The sequence below is a fragment of the Polaromonas sp. genome (assembly GCF_036676035.1).
Classification (GTDB): domain Bacteria; phylum Pseudomonadota; class Gammaproteobacteria; order Burkholderiales; family Burkholderiaceae_C; genus Polaromonas.
Genome location: NZ_JAKFDR010000006.1, coordinates 1 through 13,475 on the forward strand (window position 1 = coordinate 1; position 13,475 = coordinate 13,475).

A 13,475-nucleotide genomic window follows, 5' to 3' on the forward strand; every position below is an offset into this window, starting at 1 on the left:
GCCTTGAGCGAGTGCGGCTACGCCAAGATCGAGGTCACCTCGTTCACCTCGCCCAAGGCGATCCCCATGCTGCGCGACGCCGAGGAAGTAATGGGCCGCATACGCCGCGTGCCCGGTGTCGAATACACGGTGCTGGTGCCCAATCTGCGCGGGGCCGAGCGCGCACTCGAATCGCGCGCCGACGAGCTCAACCTCGTGATGTCCACCTCCGAGACGCACAACCTGGCCAACCTGCGCATGCCCATGGCGCACAGCTTTTCGGCATTGGCCGAAGTCATCCGCGCGGTGGACGGGCGCACGCCGATCAACGTCTCGCTGTCCTGCTGCTTTGGCTGCCCGATGGAAGGCGAAGTGCCGCAGACCGCCGTACTGGACTGGGCGAGCCGTTTTGCAGACCTCGGTGTGCGCGGCATCACGGTGTGCGACACCACCGGCATGGCGCATCCGGCCCAGGTCAGCCGCATGGTGGAGGCGCTGCGGCAGCGCTTTGCCCAGTTGCAACTCACGCTGCACTTTCACAACACGCGTGGCATGGGCCTGGCCAACGTGCTGGCGGCGGTGCAAGGCGGCATAGCACGCTTCGACGGCTCACTGGGTGGCCTGGGCGGCTGCCCCTATGCACCGGGCGCCAGCGGCAACATCAGCAGCGAGGACGCCATCCACATGCTGGCCGCGATGGGCTACGACACGGGCATCGATTTGCCCAGGCTGCTGGCGGTGGCGCGCCAGATGCCGCAGATCGTGGGGCACGAGGTGCCGGGGCAAGTCGCCAAGGCCGGGTGCATCACGGACCTGCATCCGGCGCCCGCGTATGTGGCCGAACTGAAAGGACTGCCAGCGTGATTGACCATCTGGACCATCTGGTGTTGACCACGGTCAATGAAGCGGCCTGTGTGGACTTCTACACCCGCGTGCTGGGCATGAAGCTGGAGGCCTTCGTTGGAGGAACACCGCCGGTAGAGCGCAAGGCCTTCAAGTTCGGCCACCAGAAGATCAACCTGCACCTCAAGGGCGCCGAGTTCGAGCCCAAGGCCCACCTGCCGGTGCCGGGCGCGCTGGACCTGTGCTTCATCGCCAGTGTGTCGCTGCAGCAGGTGATTGAAAAGCTGCAGCGCGAAAGCTGGCCCATCGTTGAAGGGCCGGTGCTGCGCACCGGGGCCACGCAAAAGATCCGCTCGGTCTATGTGCGCGACCCCGACCTCAACCTGATCGAGATTTCTGAACCGGCCTGACGGCCAACCCCTATCAACAACCAGCAGGAGACAGACATGACACGAATTTCCAGAAGAGCCCTGATCACCGGCGGGGCGGCTGCCGCAGCCGCTTCCTTCATGGGCCAGGCCGCGGCGCAAACGGCCGGGCGCCCCATCACGCTGGTGGTCCCGGCCGCTGCCGGTGGCACCACCGACATCGCGGCACGCCTGCTGGCCGAGCCGCTGGGCAAAATTCTGGGCACCTCGGTGGTGGTGGACAACCGCGGTGGCGGCAATGGCAACATCGCCGGGCAACTGGTCGCACGCGCGCCCGCAGATGGCACCACCCTGCTGGTCCAGTATTCGGGCTACCAGTGCATCTCGCCACTGCTGCAGCCGGTGACCGGCTTTGATCCCGGCAAGGACCTCAAGCCGATCGGGAACCTGATCGATGCCCCGCAGCTGATGGTGGTGCGCAGCAACTTCCCGGCCAACAACTTTGCCGAGTTCATTCAGTATGCCAAGGCCAACCCCGGCAAGATCAACTACGCCTCCAGCGGCAACGGCTCGCTGCAGCATGTGACCACGGAATTGCTGAAAGACCTGACCAAAACCTTCCTGGTCCACATTCCCTACCGCGGCACCGGCCAGGCCCTGACCGACCTGTTGGGCGGCGCAGTGGACTTCACCATCACCACGCCGCCGCCCTTGCTGCCGCATATCCGCTCGGGCAAGCTCAAGGCCCTGATGGTGACGGGCCGCACGCGGCTGGCGGTCTTGCCGGACATCCCGACCGCCACGGAGCGGGACGTTCCGCTGGTGGCTTCGTCCTGGTTTGCCGTTTACGGCCCCAATGGCATCCCGAATGACACGCTCGGCCGGATTTCTGCGGCCGTCAAGCAGGTGGTGGAGTCCGACCATTTCAGGAAGCGGGCCGAAGAACAAGGCGCCAAGGCGGTATTCCTGGGCAGCGCGGAACTGGCGAGACTGGCCAGCTCCGAACGCGACATGTGGAACCGCATCGTCAAGCTGTCGGGCATCAAGGCCGATTGACAGCCAGGTTTCGGCAAGCCCGAATTCGCTACAAAATCAATAGCTGCCTGCGCCCGTACTACCTGGGCAGGCAGCTATTTTTCTTTAAATTCAGCTCAAATCCGCAATCAGATCAATGTACTGTTGCATGGCGTCGTCTTGCGAGGTGCCTTTGAGGTTGTTCCACGCGTCCCATTTGGCACGGGCAACCATTTCGCTGAAGCCAGGTTTTTTCTCGGTGTTGTCGCCGCTGCTGCCCTGCTTGTACAGCGCGTAAATTTTCAGCAGCGTCGCGTTGTCAGGACGCTCGCTGAGGTTTTTGGAATCGGCCATGGCCTTGTCGAAAGCGGCTTTCAGGTCTGACATGAGAATGCTCCGTTTTAGAAGTGGATCACCAAAGAAGGTGCTTGGGGTAACTGCCCGGTATCTTAGCCATACACTTCCTTGCAAAATAGAGAGCCTGCCCAATCAAGGGTGAATTGCATCGGGAGAGTCCATGGTCACACGCGTTACAGCCCGGGCGGAGGCCCAAAAAACCGCGGGAACGGTTGCCAAAAAAGTCGTCAAGGGCGTGCAGAAAAACGTCACGCGGGCAGTCTCGGGCACCCTGGGTCTGTCGGGCGAGCGCATGAGCAAGGTCGACACCGCCTGGCTGCGCATGGACAGCGCGGCCAACCTGATGATGATTGTGGGCGTGTGGCAGCTGGCGCCCGGCGTCAAGTACGCGGCGGTGTGCGAGCGCATTGAGAACAGCCTGCTCAAGTACGACCGCTTCAGGCAGCGCGTGGTGGAAGACGCCGCCGGCGCCACCTGGGTCATGGACCGCAACTTCGACCTGGCCAACCATGTGGTGCTGGAACAACTGCCCAAGCCGGCCAAGGGCGTAAAGACGACGGGAGGCGGACAGCAGGAAGCGCTGCAGGACCGCGTGGCCGAGCTGGCCATGCAGCCGCTGGACCCGAAACGCCCGCTCTGGCAGATCCACCTGATCGAAGACTACACCGGCCCGGATGGCGTCAAGGGCAGCGCCATGATTGTGCGCATCCACCACTGCATCGCGGACGGCATTGCGCTGATCTCGGTCACCATGTCGCTGGTCGATGGCGGGGCGCCGCCTCCGGAGCGCCGCAAGAAAGAGGCCACGGGCGGCGGCGCCGAAGACTGGATTGCCGACACCCTGCTCAGGCCGTTTACCGACATGACGGTCAGGGCGCTGGGCGCGGCCGGCGACGGGGCGGTGCGTTCCCTGGGCATGCTGGGTGATCCCAAAAAAGGCATGGAGGTCGGCATGAATGGCTCCATGGACATGGCCAAGGTGCTGTTCCAGGTGCTCAAAGACAGCGCCGCGCTGGCCCTGATGCCCGATGACTCGAAAACCCGGCTCAAGGGCAAACCCGGTGGCGCCAAGAAAGTCGCCTGGTGCCAGCCTATCCCGCTGGATGAAGTCAAGGCCGTCGGCAAGGCGCTCAACTGCTCCATCAACGACGTGCTGCTGAGCTGCGTGGCGGGGGCGATTGGCGAGTACCTCAAATCGCACGGCGACGATGTGACCGGGCAGGAGATTCGCGCCATGGTGCCGGTCAATCTGCGCCCCATGGAGCAGGCCTACAAGCTGGGCAACCGCTTTGGCCTGGTGCCGCTGGTGCTGCCCATCGGCATGGACAACCCCGTAGAGCGCATCTACGAGGTGCGCCGGCGCATGGGCGCGCTCAAGGGCAGCTTTCAGCCGCTACTGGCCTTCAGCCTGCTGGCCATTGCCGGGCTGCTGATCAAGCCCGCGCAGGACGCCATGCTCAACCTGTTTTCGAAAAAGACCACCGCGGTGATGACCAACGTGCCGGGGCCGCGCGAAAAGCTCACGTTCTGCGGCTCCACACTGGAGCAAAGCATGTTCTGGGTGCCGCAGTCGGGCGATGTGGGCCTGGGCGTGTCAATTCTGAGTTACGGCGGCGGCGTGCAGTTTGGCGTGATCACCGACAGCACCCTGTGCCCGGACCCGCAGCGCATCATCGATGAATTCGAGCCGGAGTTTGCCAAGCTGTCCATCGTGACGATGATGCTGCCCTGGGGCGAATAAGCAAGCATCGTTTCAGGCTACAGCCCACGAAACCATTGCACAGGCAGCTCTTATTTTTATAGCAAAAGGGCTGAAACAATCAAGCCAGGAAGCGGCGCGAGGCAATTTCCAGCAGCCCGTCAAAAATCAGGCTGTCCACCAGTTCGAACTTGACCGACATGCTGGGCCCCATCTTCCAGCCGGCGCCGCCGGTCATGATGCATTCGGGCACTTCGCCGCAGTGGCGGGTGATGTTTTCCACCATGCGCTGCACCGCGCCGGCAATCGCAAAGGTGCCGCCGCTGGTCAGCGCATCGCTGGTGTTGGTCGGGAAATCCCGCACCTCGCCGGTGGGCACATGCAGGCCCGCTGTGCCCGATTCGAGCGCGCGCAGCATGATGCCGTGGCCGGGCAGGATGATGCCGCCCAGAAACCTGCCGCTCGCGTCGATGGCCTCGACCGTTACGGCCGTGCCTACCATCACCACCACACAGGGCTTCTCCCGCCCGCGCGCCAGCAGCCGGTGCCGCGCACCGATCATGGCAACCCAGCGGTCCGCGCCCAGCCGGGCGGGATGGTCGTAGCCATTGATCAGGCCGGCTTCCTCCGCACTCGACACCACCCAGCGCGGCGCCACGTCCCACAGCTCCATCTGCTCGGCGACCCGGCGCTTGATGGCGTCGCCCGCCACGATGCAGCCCAGCATGCGGCTGGGGGCCGCGAGGGCTTTCCACTCTTCATCAGCCAGCCTGTCGATGTTTTCCAGAAACACCGCCCCATGCGCCAGCAGCCTGGCACCGGCGGCCGGCGCCTCGTACTGGGCCCATTTCAGGCGGGTGTTACCCACATCAAGCGCTAAAAAAGTCATTTGGCGGATTATGAACAGGTTTGCAGCCTGCCCCAGCCCATCGGACTAGAGGTTTTCCAGTAGGCGCAGATCAAGGCTGGGCTAAGAGGCTTTAAATAAGGCCGAGCCAGCAGGCGCGCTGGATGGCCGCCAGTTTGTTGTCGGCCTTGAGCTTGACCATGGCATTGGCCAGATGGAAGTTCACGGTGCGCTCGCTGCAGTCGATTTTTTCACCGCACTGGCGCGCCGTCAGGCCTTCAAACGCCAGGCTCAGGCATTTCAGTTCACGCGGGCTCAAGGGGCTGCGGGCCTGGGCCAGTGCCCGCTTGAGCAAGGGCCAGATGTTGAGCGCGGACCAGGCCAGCGCCGCCGCCTCGCTACGGTCATGCCACTGGCGCGGGCTGAACAGATAACACTCAAACGCCCGCCCGACGGTTAGCGGAAACGCCACGCGCACCACACTCTGGTAGCCATGGGCCAGCCAGAGCCTGCGCCAGCGGCTATGGTCTTCAAACGCAGTTTTCGAGATATCCTGCCAGGCCACCAGCGGCGCATCGGAGTCGCGCCAGGGCACGCCGAAATCGCGGCTCTCGGCCAGGGCCCAGGCCGCATCCAGCAGGCGCGGCGGGTGCAGGGCCAGCACCAGTCTATCCTCCTCGCCGGCAAAAGGGTCAGGTCCCAGGACCGTGATGGCCTCCACCGAAAATTCGCGCAGCGCACTCAGCCAGTCGCTCATGACGCTGTCCAGACTGACGCTGTCAAAGTTAGCAGGTAGTTGCATTGGCTCGCCTAGAACAAAACAGGGACAATACAACCAAATTACAGCCAAATGTCAAACGCGTCATCGATCAGCCTGCAAGTTTCACCGGAGATTTTCAGAACTTGAGAAAAGCCCGTCTCCAGTTATGGCTTTCACAGCATCCTCTGGTGCACTGGATGCTCGCGCCCCTGGAGCCGATTCTGCATCCATCGCCCTGGCGCTTGCGTCTGCTGGGTTTGTCGCTGTTTGTCGGGCACCCCCTGTTTGGCTGGATCTGGTCGGATTGGCTGATTCAGTCTTACGAGAACGCCTGGCTGCGCGGCCTGATGAGTGCGCTGGGCCTGGTCCTGACGCTCAAACCCGTGACCAGCGACCTGTCGAGCCAGATGACGCGCGTGCTGGTGAGCAGCATTGCCTGGATCGAGCTTCCGCTTTTCTTCAGCTGGATGTACCTGAGCAATGCCAGTGGCACGGTCTGGCTGTCCAGTGTTTGCGCCATGATTTTGATTTACTACCATTTGACGGACTGGCGTATCGCCACCCTCGGAACGGTCAGCGGCGCCCTGATCGCCTGGGGGCTGTTTCGCTGGCTCATGCCCAGCGGTCCCTTCATGACCGGTGCCGAGCACGCCATTGATGCGGTGGTGATCGGCTTCAGCTGGGGCTGCGCCCTGCTGCTGGGCGTGTCTTCGGCCAACTTGCGGCGCGAACATCTGGCCCACACGCTGACCACCATCGGCATCATGGCGCATGAGCTGCGCACGCCGCTGTCGACGGCCGCGCTGATTGGTGATGCTATCCAGCTGGAAGTCCAGCGCCAGCCCGAACACCCGAGGGCGCTCCAGCTCGACAAGCTGGCGCTGCGCCTGCACACCCTGGTGCGCAACATGAACCACCAGATCGACACCCAGATTGCGAACGCCAAGCTGCTGCAGCTGCCCCGCTATGACCAGTTCATCCCGGCCGGCAAGCTGGTCAACGACGTGACGGAGCACTACCCCTACCAGTCGAGTCGCCAGCGGGAGTGCGTGAAAGTGACCATCCACCAGGACTTCCTGTTCCTCTCGTCCTACACCCAGTTTTCCCAGGTGCTCGACAACCTGATCAAAAACGCCCTGCACTCCCTGATGGCCGCCAACTCGAAACTGGCCCATGGCGCCCTGTGCATTGACGTGGGTGTCCACCACGGCCGGGGGCGGATCAGCATTGCCGATCAGGGCATGGGGATTGACGCGGCCTTGCTGCCGAAGATTTTCAAACCTTTTTTTTCCAGCGACCAGGGCACGGGACATGGCCTTGGATTGGCTTTTTGCGAGCAAGTGGTGCACAGTGCGAATGGCAGCATTCAAGTGAAATCAGAATATGCAGTGGGCGCCATCTTTACCATTGAGTTGCCCATTGCAAGCCAGGGCACGCCCGATCCAGCTGACTTTGTAAACCACCACTGAATTGCGCACCATGTCTTTTCCACTCTATCGTCGCCCCGGAGGTGTTGTCTTTCTTGACGACGACCCGGACTACCTGGAAATGCTGGCCCAGGTCATGCCGCCAGACTGGTATGTGCGCCTGTTTTTGCAGCCGGTGGACTGCATCCATATGCTGCAGCAGGAGCCGCCCCGCTGGGAGGCCGATGCGTGGAGGCAGCAGGAAATCATCAACCGCTGGCATCAAGGCCAGGCCTTGATCCCCCAGATCCTGCAGTACTGGCGCGATGACGGCATGGCCCGGTTTGAGCTGACGCATGCCTGCGTGGTCGACTACTCCATGCCGGCCATGAGCGGCCTGCGCGTGCTCAGCGAACTGGTGGACTGGGCGGGCTCGCGCGTCCTGCTCACCGGCCGGGCCGACGAGCAGCTTGCGGTCTCGGCGTTTAACCGGGGCCTGATCGAGCAGTACATCCCCAAGCAGTCACCCGATATCCGCCTGCGCCTGACCAAAGCCATCCAGCATCTGCTCAACCTGCCCAATATCCGGCATCAGAACACCTGGCGCAGCACACTCTCCCGCGAGCAGCACGCCACCTTGCGCAACCCGTCGGTGGCCGGCGACCTCGACGCCCTGGCGCGCCGGCAACAGTGGGTCGAGCATATGGTGATTGGCGCACCCTTTGGGGTGCTGGCACTGAACTCCCAAGGCCAGGCCGTCTGGCTGCAGCTGGAGCCGGCCGACAAGCTCCATGAGCTGGCCGAGATGGCCGAGTCCCAGGGCTGGCCGGCAGACACGGTGGCCGAGATTCGCGCCGGGCAAAAGCTCATCGATCTGGAGTTGCAGCAGGCCTTGGGGTCCAGCCAGAAACCCCAGCCGCAGGTGGCGCTGGCCCTGGGGTCCGATCCGGCCCTGTATGCCGCGATGTTCCCTGTCGATGGCGCGCATTGCCCTGGCCCAACGCTCAGCCATGAGCGCTTTCTCGCCTCCCGCGGCGAAAGAACCCTGCAGGAATAGAAATTCAGGCCAGCACCTGCCCGCTGCGGGCACGCCGGGCAATCGGCCAGTCCCAGGGCTTGACGATGGGTGCGACTTCGCGCGCCACCTTCTCGATCTGGTCCAGCTCCGACTCCGTCAAACCGGCATTAAGCGTCAGCCTGACCATGGCGCGATTACGGCTGGTGGCCGGCGCACAGAATATCGCGCCGAACACGTGGCGTTCCTCCAGCCGGTCGCGCAGCGCCATGGTGTCCGGCTCGGTCCCGGCCTCCAGTGAAATGATCTGCTGGCTGCCCTGATGAATCGGGTAACCCATGTCCGACAAACTGGCGCGCAGGCGCCGCGTGTTGGCGTGCAGGCGCTGACGTGCTTCGTCACTGGCGCGGATGACGCCCTGCGTCGCCGCCAGGCCGGCGATTTCATGGGGCAACAGGCATGAGCTGAAAATATTGGGGTAGCTGTGGTGCAGCACGTAGTAGCGCAACTCCGCCGGCACCGTGAAGAAGCCGGCCCGCCCCGCAAAGGCCTTGGCCAGACTGGCGGTGATGAAGTGCACCCGGTCCACCAGTCCGAGCTCGGCGCACAGACCGGCCCCCTGCGGGCCATGGGTGCCCAGCGAATGCGACTCATCAACCAAGATGGTGCAGCCATGCTGCTCCGCCACGTCCACCATCTCGACCAGCGGGCATAAGGCCCCCGTGGTGCTGTACACCGAATCCACCACCACGATGCCGGGCCCGTTGCGGGCAATCATGCGCGACAGATGATCCGGGTCGTTGTGGCGAAACGCATGGGCCGGTGCGCGCGCGGCACGCACCCCTTCCCATAGCGAGGTATGGGCGAGGGTGTCGAGGTAGACCGGCGTCTGCTCATCGGCGATCGCCTGCAGCAAACCGACGTTGGCCGCATAGCCGGACTGGCAGATAAAGCCGTCTTCCTTGCCGATCCAGGCCGCCAGGGAAGCCTCCAGCCGGCGCGAAGGGTGCGCGTCGAGCAGGAAAGCGCCCGACTGGATCACGCTGTCGTTGTCGCGGCGCAAGGTGGCGATTTGCGCGCGAACGATATCCGGATGCCCGGAGATGTTCAGGTAATCGTTGCCATCCAGCCGTATCGCGTCGGGGCCCTGGTTTCGGCCGTGCAGAATGCATTTGCCACCCCACTGCGTGTTCCAGTGCGGCATGAACTGCTTGTCCAGGCGCTCGCGCAGGCGCGGCAGCAGCGGTGGTTCACGATAGGCTTTGGGGGGGAGCTCGGGGTGGCGTTCAAGTGTTTGCATGGGGTTGCTCCGTTGATGGAAAACAACCTCATTGAAAACTTTCTAACGAATTGATACGCGCTTACCCCTGTCAGAAATGACAGGGGTAAGCCAATATCAAGCAAAGAAACTGGCGTATGGCGGTAAATCTTGCTACCACAACTGTAACCAGCTGATACTTTGTAATTAGGCGTTCAACCCTGCCGCCAGGGCAGGCCAGAAAAGCGCCAGCCACCCCGCCTGCCACGGTGCGCCTGATCGTCCGGGTCGCCCTCGAAACCCTCAAGAATGTTGTAAGCCTCCATGCCCAGTTCGGTCGCACGTTTGGCCGTGGCGATGGAGCGCACGCCGCTGCGGCACAGCATCACCACTTTTTTGCCGGCCGGCACGGCGGCCTTGAGTTGCTCATCAAAGGCCGGGTTCAAGGCCATGCCTGGCCATTGCTTCCAGGCCAGCGGCACGGCGCCGGGAATAAAACCGACCCACTCGCGCTCGGCATCGGTGCGCACGTCGACCAGCACGGCCTCGCCCGACTGCCACCAGGCGCAGGCCAGTTGCGGCGACACGTCGCCGGCGTAGCCTTGGGTGGGGCGGACCTGCATCAAGGCGCTGCGATGCCCGGAGTCGCCCTGTGAGGCTCCGGCATCGTGGCGCAGGCCCGAGCTGAGGTTGGCGGGCACGGCTTCGTCGATGCGCTTGGGTTTGGGGAGATGGAGTTCGTTCATGGTGGCTACGAATTGTTCCATTGTTTTGCCGGCCACGCGCGCGTTCGTGGTTTTCTCCTGTCCGATGGTGGAGTGCGTGCGCCCCTGGTAGTCATGGCCGGGCCAGACCGTGGTGTCGTCGGGCAGGGCAAACAGCACCTGGGTCAAGCTGCGGTACAGGGCCTCCGAGCTGCCCGACTGGAAATCGGTGCGGCCGCAGCCGTTGATCAGCAGCGTATCGCCGGTAAACACATGCTCGCGCCAGACAAAACTCATGCTGCCGGCCGTGTGGCCGGGCGTGTGCAAGGCCTTGATCCGCTCTGCGCCAAACTGCAGTACATCGCCGTCGCTGAGTTGCACCGCCGCGGTCGTGATGCCGCAGCCCTGAGGTGCAGCGGTTGTGGCGCCGGCGTACTCGGCCAACAGGCCCGCGCTGGTGATGTGGTCGGCATGGGCATGGGTTTCCACCGTCCACAGTAGCTTGAGGCCGTACTCACGCAGCACGGCCAGATCGCGCTCGACCTGTTCGTCCACAGGGTCGATGATCAAGGCTTCGCGCGTGGCCTCGTCAAACAGCACATAGGTGTAGGTGCTGGATGCCGGATCAAAGAGCTGGATGGGTTTCATGGCTTGACTTCTTGCGTTAAGGATCAAAGCTCAGGCGAATTTGGCCAGCATGTCGGCCACATGGTCGGCCGGCAAATCACCCTGCTCAATCATGCAGCCCACCATCGTGAAAAATGACTTGTCCAGCGCCTTGCGGGAAGCCGACAGCTGCTGCGCAATTTTTTCGCAATCCATGTCACTTTCAATCAGCCGCTGCACGCCGCGCAACTGCCCCTCCACCCGCGCCAGGCGGGCGCACAAGGCTTTTTTCTTGACGGGGTCTGCAAGTCGGGACATCTTTGTATTCCTGAGAATTTTTGAATGTTGCAATATACTCCATAGAGTATATATTCAACCCCCGCTTTTCAATCACATCACCGCTCATGACCCTGCTGACCTCGTCTTTTCTCCAACCCCTTCTGGGCGGCCTGCTGATTGGCCTGTCCAGCTGGCTGTTGCTCGCTTCGCTGGGGCGGGTAGCGGGCATCAGCGGCATTGCGGCGGCTGTGCTGGGCCCGGCACAAGCCGAGACGGCTTGGCGTTGGGCGTTTTTGCTGGGGCTGGTCGTGGCAGGCGCCGCAGTGACGGCCTGGCTGCAAATACCCGCCGCACCATGGCGGCCGGCGGCACGGCTGGTGACGGCCGGCCTGCTGGTGGGTTTTGGCGCCGTGCTGGGCTCAGGCTGCACCAGCGGGCATGGCGTGTGCGGGCTGGGGCGCCGCTCCGCCCGCTCACTAATGGCCACGCTGGTTTTCATGAGCACTGGAGCCGCTACAGTTTTTATAGCTGCTTACGCAATCAAATAAAGGGCGGGATGGCTAAATGATCAAAAAAATAATGGCGGCATTCATCGCCGGCGCACTGTTTGCGACCGGACTGGTCATCTCGGGCATGACGCAACCGGCCAAAGTCATCGGCTTTCTCAATGTCGGCGGCCTCGCCGATGCGGCACGCTTTGGCCCGTGGGACCCGAGCCTGGCTTTCGTCATGGGCGGCGCCCTGTTGGTGACCCTGCTGGCATTTGCCATCACACCCCCCTCGCGTCACCATCCAGACCGCAAACCCTGGTTCGCCGAGGCCTTCCAGTTACCCACACGCCGGGACATCGACTTCAAGCTGGTGCTGGGTGCGGCGCTGTTTGGCGCAGGTTGGGGACTGGCAGGCTATTGCCCCGGCCCGGCACTGGCCTCCTTGCTCACCGGCGGCATGGACATCATCCTGTTTGTAGCCGCCATGGCCGCGGGCATGTGGCTGGCCCGCCGCATGCCGATATTGAGCCGGACTCCTGCCTCCCAGGCTGGCAAACACTGACCACCAGACGGCGTCACCCGGGCTGGAAGCCCTCAAGTACGCCTGTTGGTAAAAACCCTCTGTCTCCGTACCCGGTAATACCGAATGATAAGTACTCTGATGTTCTTAACCACAGGAGACAAGTCATGACTGAGAGCAAAAGCCCCCGTAGACGCAGCCTGCTCAAAGGGGCAGCGGTCGCAGCCGGCGCGATGTCCGCCCCCATGGTGGCAATGGCGCAAACCACGTCATTCCGTTTCCAGAGTACCTGGCCCGCCAAGGACATCTTCCACGAGTACGCCAACGACTTCGCCAAAAAGGTCAATGACATGGCCGGCGGCCGCCTGAAGATTGAAGTGCTGCCCGCCGGTGCCGTGGTGCCGGCATTCCAGTTGCTGGAAGCCGTCAACAAGGGCACGCTGGACGGTGGTCATGGCGTGGTGGCCTATCACTACGGCAAAAACACGGCGCTGGCGCTGTGGGGCTCGGGACCGGGCTTCGGCATGGATGCGAACATGGTGCTGGCCTGGCACAACTATGGCGGCGGCAAGGCGCTGCTCGATGAGATCTACAAGGCGCTCAACATGGACGTCGTGTCTTACCTGTACGGCCCCATGCCGACGCAGCCGCTCGGCTGGTTCAAGAAGCCGGTGGCCAAGGTCGAGGACATGAAGGGCCTGAAGTTCCGCACGGTCGGCCTGTCGGTGGACATCTTCACCGCGATGGGCACGGCGGTGAATCCGCTGCCCGGCGGCGAGATCGTGCCGGCGCTGGACCGCGGCCTGATCGACGCGGCCGAGTTCAACAACGCGTCGAGCGACCGCGCGCTCGGCTTTCAGGACGTGGCCAAGAACTGCATGCTGCAAAGCTTCCACCAGAGCGGCGAGCAGTTCGAGATCCTGTTCAACAAGGGCAAGTACAACGCGCTGCCGGCCGAACTCAAGGCCATCATCGACTACGCGGTGCAGGCCGCCAGCGCCGACATGAGCTGGAAGGCGATCGAACGCAATTCGCAGGACTACATCGAGCTGAAGAAGGCCGGCGTCAAGTTCTACAAGACGCCCGATGCAGTCCTGCGCGCGCAGCTCGCCGCCTGGGACAAGATCGTCGCCGCCAAGAGCGGCGAGAACGCGCTGTTCAAGAGGGTCATCGATTCGCAGAAGGCGTTTGCCCAGCGCGCCGGCCAGTGGCAGAGCGACTACTCGGTCGATTTCAAGATGGCCTACAACCACTACTTCGGCAAGAAAAAAGCCTGATCCTGATATTTTTCTTGAATTCTTTTTGAGTACGCCAGCCGTCCGGTTATTC

General features: G+C 63.0%; 15 protein-coding genes and 1 pseudogene. 9 read left to right on the forward strand and 7 right to left on the reverse strand.

The features are described from left to right. The 3 genes from V6M61_RS01425 to V6M61_RS01435 all read left to right on the forward strand — a co-directional run. Positions 1 to 843: hydroxymethylglutaryl-CoA lyase (locus V6M61_RS01425; RefSeq protein ID WP_332774770.1), on the forward strand; the 843-nt coding region annotated here is incomplete at its 5' end. Continuing rightward, a complete protein-coding gene (locus V6M61_RS01430; protein ID WP_332774771.1) occupies positions 840 to 1,232 on the forward strand; it encodes a VOC family protein in 393 nt (130 codons plus the stop codon). The genes V6M61_RS01425 and V6M61_RS01430, both read left to right, overlap by 4 nt. A 36-nt stretch (positions 1,233 to 1,268) precedes the next feature. Continuing rightward, on the forward strand, positions 1,269 to 2,246 hold the full coding sequence (locus V6M61_RS01435) for a Bug family tripartite tricarboxylate transporter substrate binding protein (RefSeq protein WP_332774772.1): 978 nt from the start codon (positions 1,269 to 1,271) through the stop codon (positions 2,244 to 2,246). Between the two features lie 90 nt (positions 2,247 to 2,336). Here V6M61_RS01435 and V6M61_RS01440 read toward each other — a convergent pair whose 3' ends face one another. Further along, entirely contained in the window at positions 2,337 to 2,591 is a 255-nt protein-coding gene (locus tag V6M61_RS01440) for an acyl-CoA-binding protein (RefSeq protein ID WP_332774773.1), read from the reverse strand. 130 nt (positions 2,592 to 2,721) lie between these two features. Here V6M61_RS01440 and V6M61_RS01445 point away from each other — a divergent pair, with 130 nt between their 5' ends. Then, the gene (locus tag V6M61_RS01445) at positions 2,722 to 4,302 is read left to right on the forward strand and encodes a wax ester/triacylglycerol synthase family O-acyltransferase (RefSeq protein WP_332774774.1); all 1,581 of its coding nucleotides are present in this window, start codon (positions 2,722 to 2,724) and stop codon (positions 4,300 to 4,302) included. A gap of 79 nt (positions 4,303 to 4,381) precedes the next feature. Here the strand turns inward: V6M61_RS01445 and V6M61_RS01450 are convergent, their stop codons facing one another. After that, positions 4,382 to 5,149 (reverse strand): type III pantothenate kinase, encoded by a 768-nt coding sequence (locus V6M61_RS01450; protein WP_332774775.1) that lies wholly within the window; start codon positions 5,147 to 5,149, stop codon positions 4,382 to 4,384. A 91-nt stretch (positions 5,150 to 5,240) separates the two neighbouring features. Beyond that, positions 5,241 to 5,909 (reverse strand): helix-turn-helix transcriptional regulator, encoded by a 669-nt coding sequence (locus V6M61_RS01455; protein ID WP_332774776.1) that lies wholly within the window; start codon positions 5,907 to 5,909, stop codon positions 5,241 to 5,243. 155 nt (positions 5,910 to 6,064) lie between these two features. On the opposite strand from V6M61_RS01455, the gene V6M61_RS01460 reads away from it, so the two are divergent. Then, positions 6,065 to 7,336, forward strand: a complete 1,272-nt coding sequence (locus V6M61_RS01460; protein WP_332774803.1) for a sensor histidine kinase — start codon at positions 6,065 to 6,067, stop codon at positions 7,334 to 7,336. Positions 7,337 to 7,346: 10 nt separating this feature from the next. Then, entirely contained in the window at positions 7,347 to 8,330 is a 984-nt protein-coding gene (locus tag V6M61_RS01465; RefSeq protein ID WP_332774777.1) for a response regulator, read from the forward strand. Between the two features lie 4 nt (positions 8,331 to 8,334). On the opposite strand, the gene cqsA is transcribed toward V6M61_RS01465, so the two are convergent. From cqsA to V6M61_RS01485, 4 genes and pseudogenes are all read right to left on the reverse strand, one after another. Beyond that, positions 8,335 to 9,588 carry an alpha-hydroxyketone-type quorum-sensing autoinducer synthase gene (cqsA, locus tag V6M61_RS01470; protein ID WP_332774778.1) on the reverse strand — a complete coding sequence of 418 codons (1,254 nt, stop codon included), beginning with the start codon at positions 9,586 to 9,588 and terminating at the stop codon, positions 8,335 to 8,337. 173 nt (positions 9,589 to 9,761) lie between these two features. Beyond that, entirely contained in the window at positions 9,762 to 10,169 is a 408-nt protein-coding gene (locus tag V6M61_RS01475) for a rhodanese-like domain-containing protein (RefSeq protein WP_332774804.1), read from the reverse strand. A 228-nt stretch (positions 10,170 to 10,397) separates the two neighbouring features. Beyond that, positions 10,398 to 10,898 (reverse strand): annotated as a pseudogene (locus V6M61_RS01480) (MBL fold metallo-hydrolase); the annotation flags it as partial. 30 nt (positions 10,899 to 10,928) lie between these two features. Beyond that, a complete protein-coding gene (locus V6M61_RS01485) occupies positions 10,929 to 11,174 on the reverse strand; it encodes a metal-sensing transcriptional repressor (RefSeq protein ID WP_332774779.1) in 246 nt (81 codons plus the stop codon). 86 nt (positions 11,175 to 11,260) lie between these two features. Between V6M61_RS01485 and V6M61_RS01490 the strand changes: the two genes are divergently transcribed. From V6M61_RS01490 to V6M61_RS01500, 3 genes are all read left to right on the forward strand, one after another. Then, the gene (locus tag V6M61_RS01490) at positions 11,261 to 11,683 is read left to right on the forward strand and encodes a YeeE/YedE family protein (protein WP_332774780.1); all 423 of its coding nucleotides are present in this window, start codon (positions 11,261 to 11,263) and stop codon (positions 11,681 to 11,683) included. A 16-nt stretch (positions 11,684 to 11,699) separates the two neighbouring features. Next, on the forward strand, positions 11,700 to 12,188 hold the full coding sequence (locus V6M61_RS01495) for a DUF6691 family protein (protein ID WP_332774781.1): 489 nt from the start codon (positions 11,700 to 11,702) through the stop codon (positions 12,186 to 12,188). 125 nt (positions 12,189 to 12,313) lie between these two features. Continuing rightward, positions 12,314 to 13,423: a TRAP transporter substrate-binding protein gene (locus V6M61_RS01500; RefSeq protein WP_332774782.1), complete on the forward strand. Its 1,110-nt coding sequence runs from the start codon at positions 12,314 to 12,316 to the stop codon at positions 13,421 to 13,423. Positions 13,424 to 13,475 lie beyond the last annotated feature (52 nt).

Coding starts and splice junctions, on each gene's coding strand:
- V6M61_RS01435 (WP_332774772.1), top strand. CDS start 1,269: ATGACACGAATTTCCAGAAGAGCCCTGATCACCGGCGGGGCGGCTGCC.
- V6M61_RS01475 (WP_332774804.1), bottom strand. CDS start 10,169: ATGCAGGTCCGCCCCACCCAAGGCTACGCCGGCGACGTGTCGCCGCAA.
- V6M61_RS01500 (WP_332774782.1), top strand. CDS start 12,314: ATGACTGAGAGCAAAAGCCCCCGTAGACGCAGCCTGCTCAAAGGGGCA.
- V6M61_RS01445 (WP_332774774.1), top strand. CDS start 2,722: ATGGTCACACGCGTTACAGCCCGGGCGGAGGCCCAAAAAACCGCGGGA.
- V6M61_RS01490 (WP_332774780.1), top strand. CDS start 11,261: ATGACCCTGCTGACCTCGTCTTTTCTCCAACCCCTTCTGGGCGGCCTG.
- V6M61_RS01495 (WP_332774781.1), top strand. CDS start 11,700: ATGATCAAAAAAATAATGGCGGCATTCATCGCCGGCGCACTGTTTGCG.
- V6M61_RS01440 (WP_332774773.1), bottom strand. CDS start 2,591: ATGTCAGACCTGAAAGCCGCTTTCGACAAGGCCATGGCCGATTCCAAA.
- V6M61_RS01485 (WP_332774779.1), bottom strand. CDS start 11,174: ATGTCCCGACTTGCAGACCCCGTCAAGAAAAAAGCCTTGTGCGCCCGC.
- V6M61_RS01460 (WP_332774803.1), top strand. CDS start 6,065: ATGCTCGCGCCCCTGGAGCCGATTCTGCATCCATCGCCCTGGCGCTTG.
- V6M61_RS01450 (WP_332774775.1), bottom strand. CDS start 5,149: ATGACTTTTTTAGCGCTTGATGTGGGTAACACCCGCCTGAAATGGGCC.
- V6M61_RS01455 (WP_332774776.1), bottom strand. CDS start 5,909: ATGCAACTACCTGCTAACTTTGACAGCGTCAGTCTGGACAGCGTCATG.
- V6M61_RS01465 (WP_332774777.1), top strand. CDS start 7,347: ATGTCTTTTCCACTCTATCGTCGCCCCGGAGGTGTTGTCTTTCTTGAC.
- cqsA (WP_332774778.1), bottom strand. CDS start 9,588: ATGCAAACACTTGAACGCCACCCCGAGCTCCCCCCCAAAGCCTATCGT.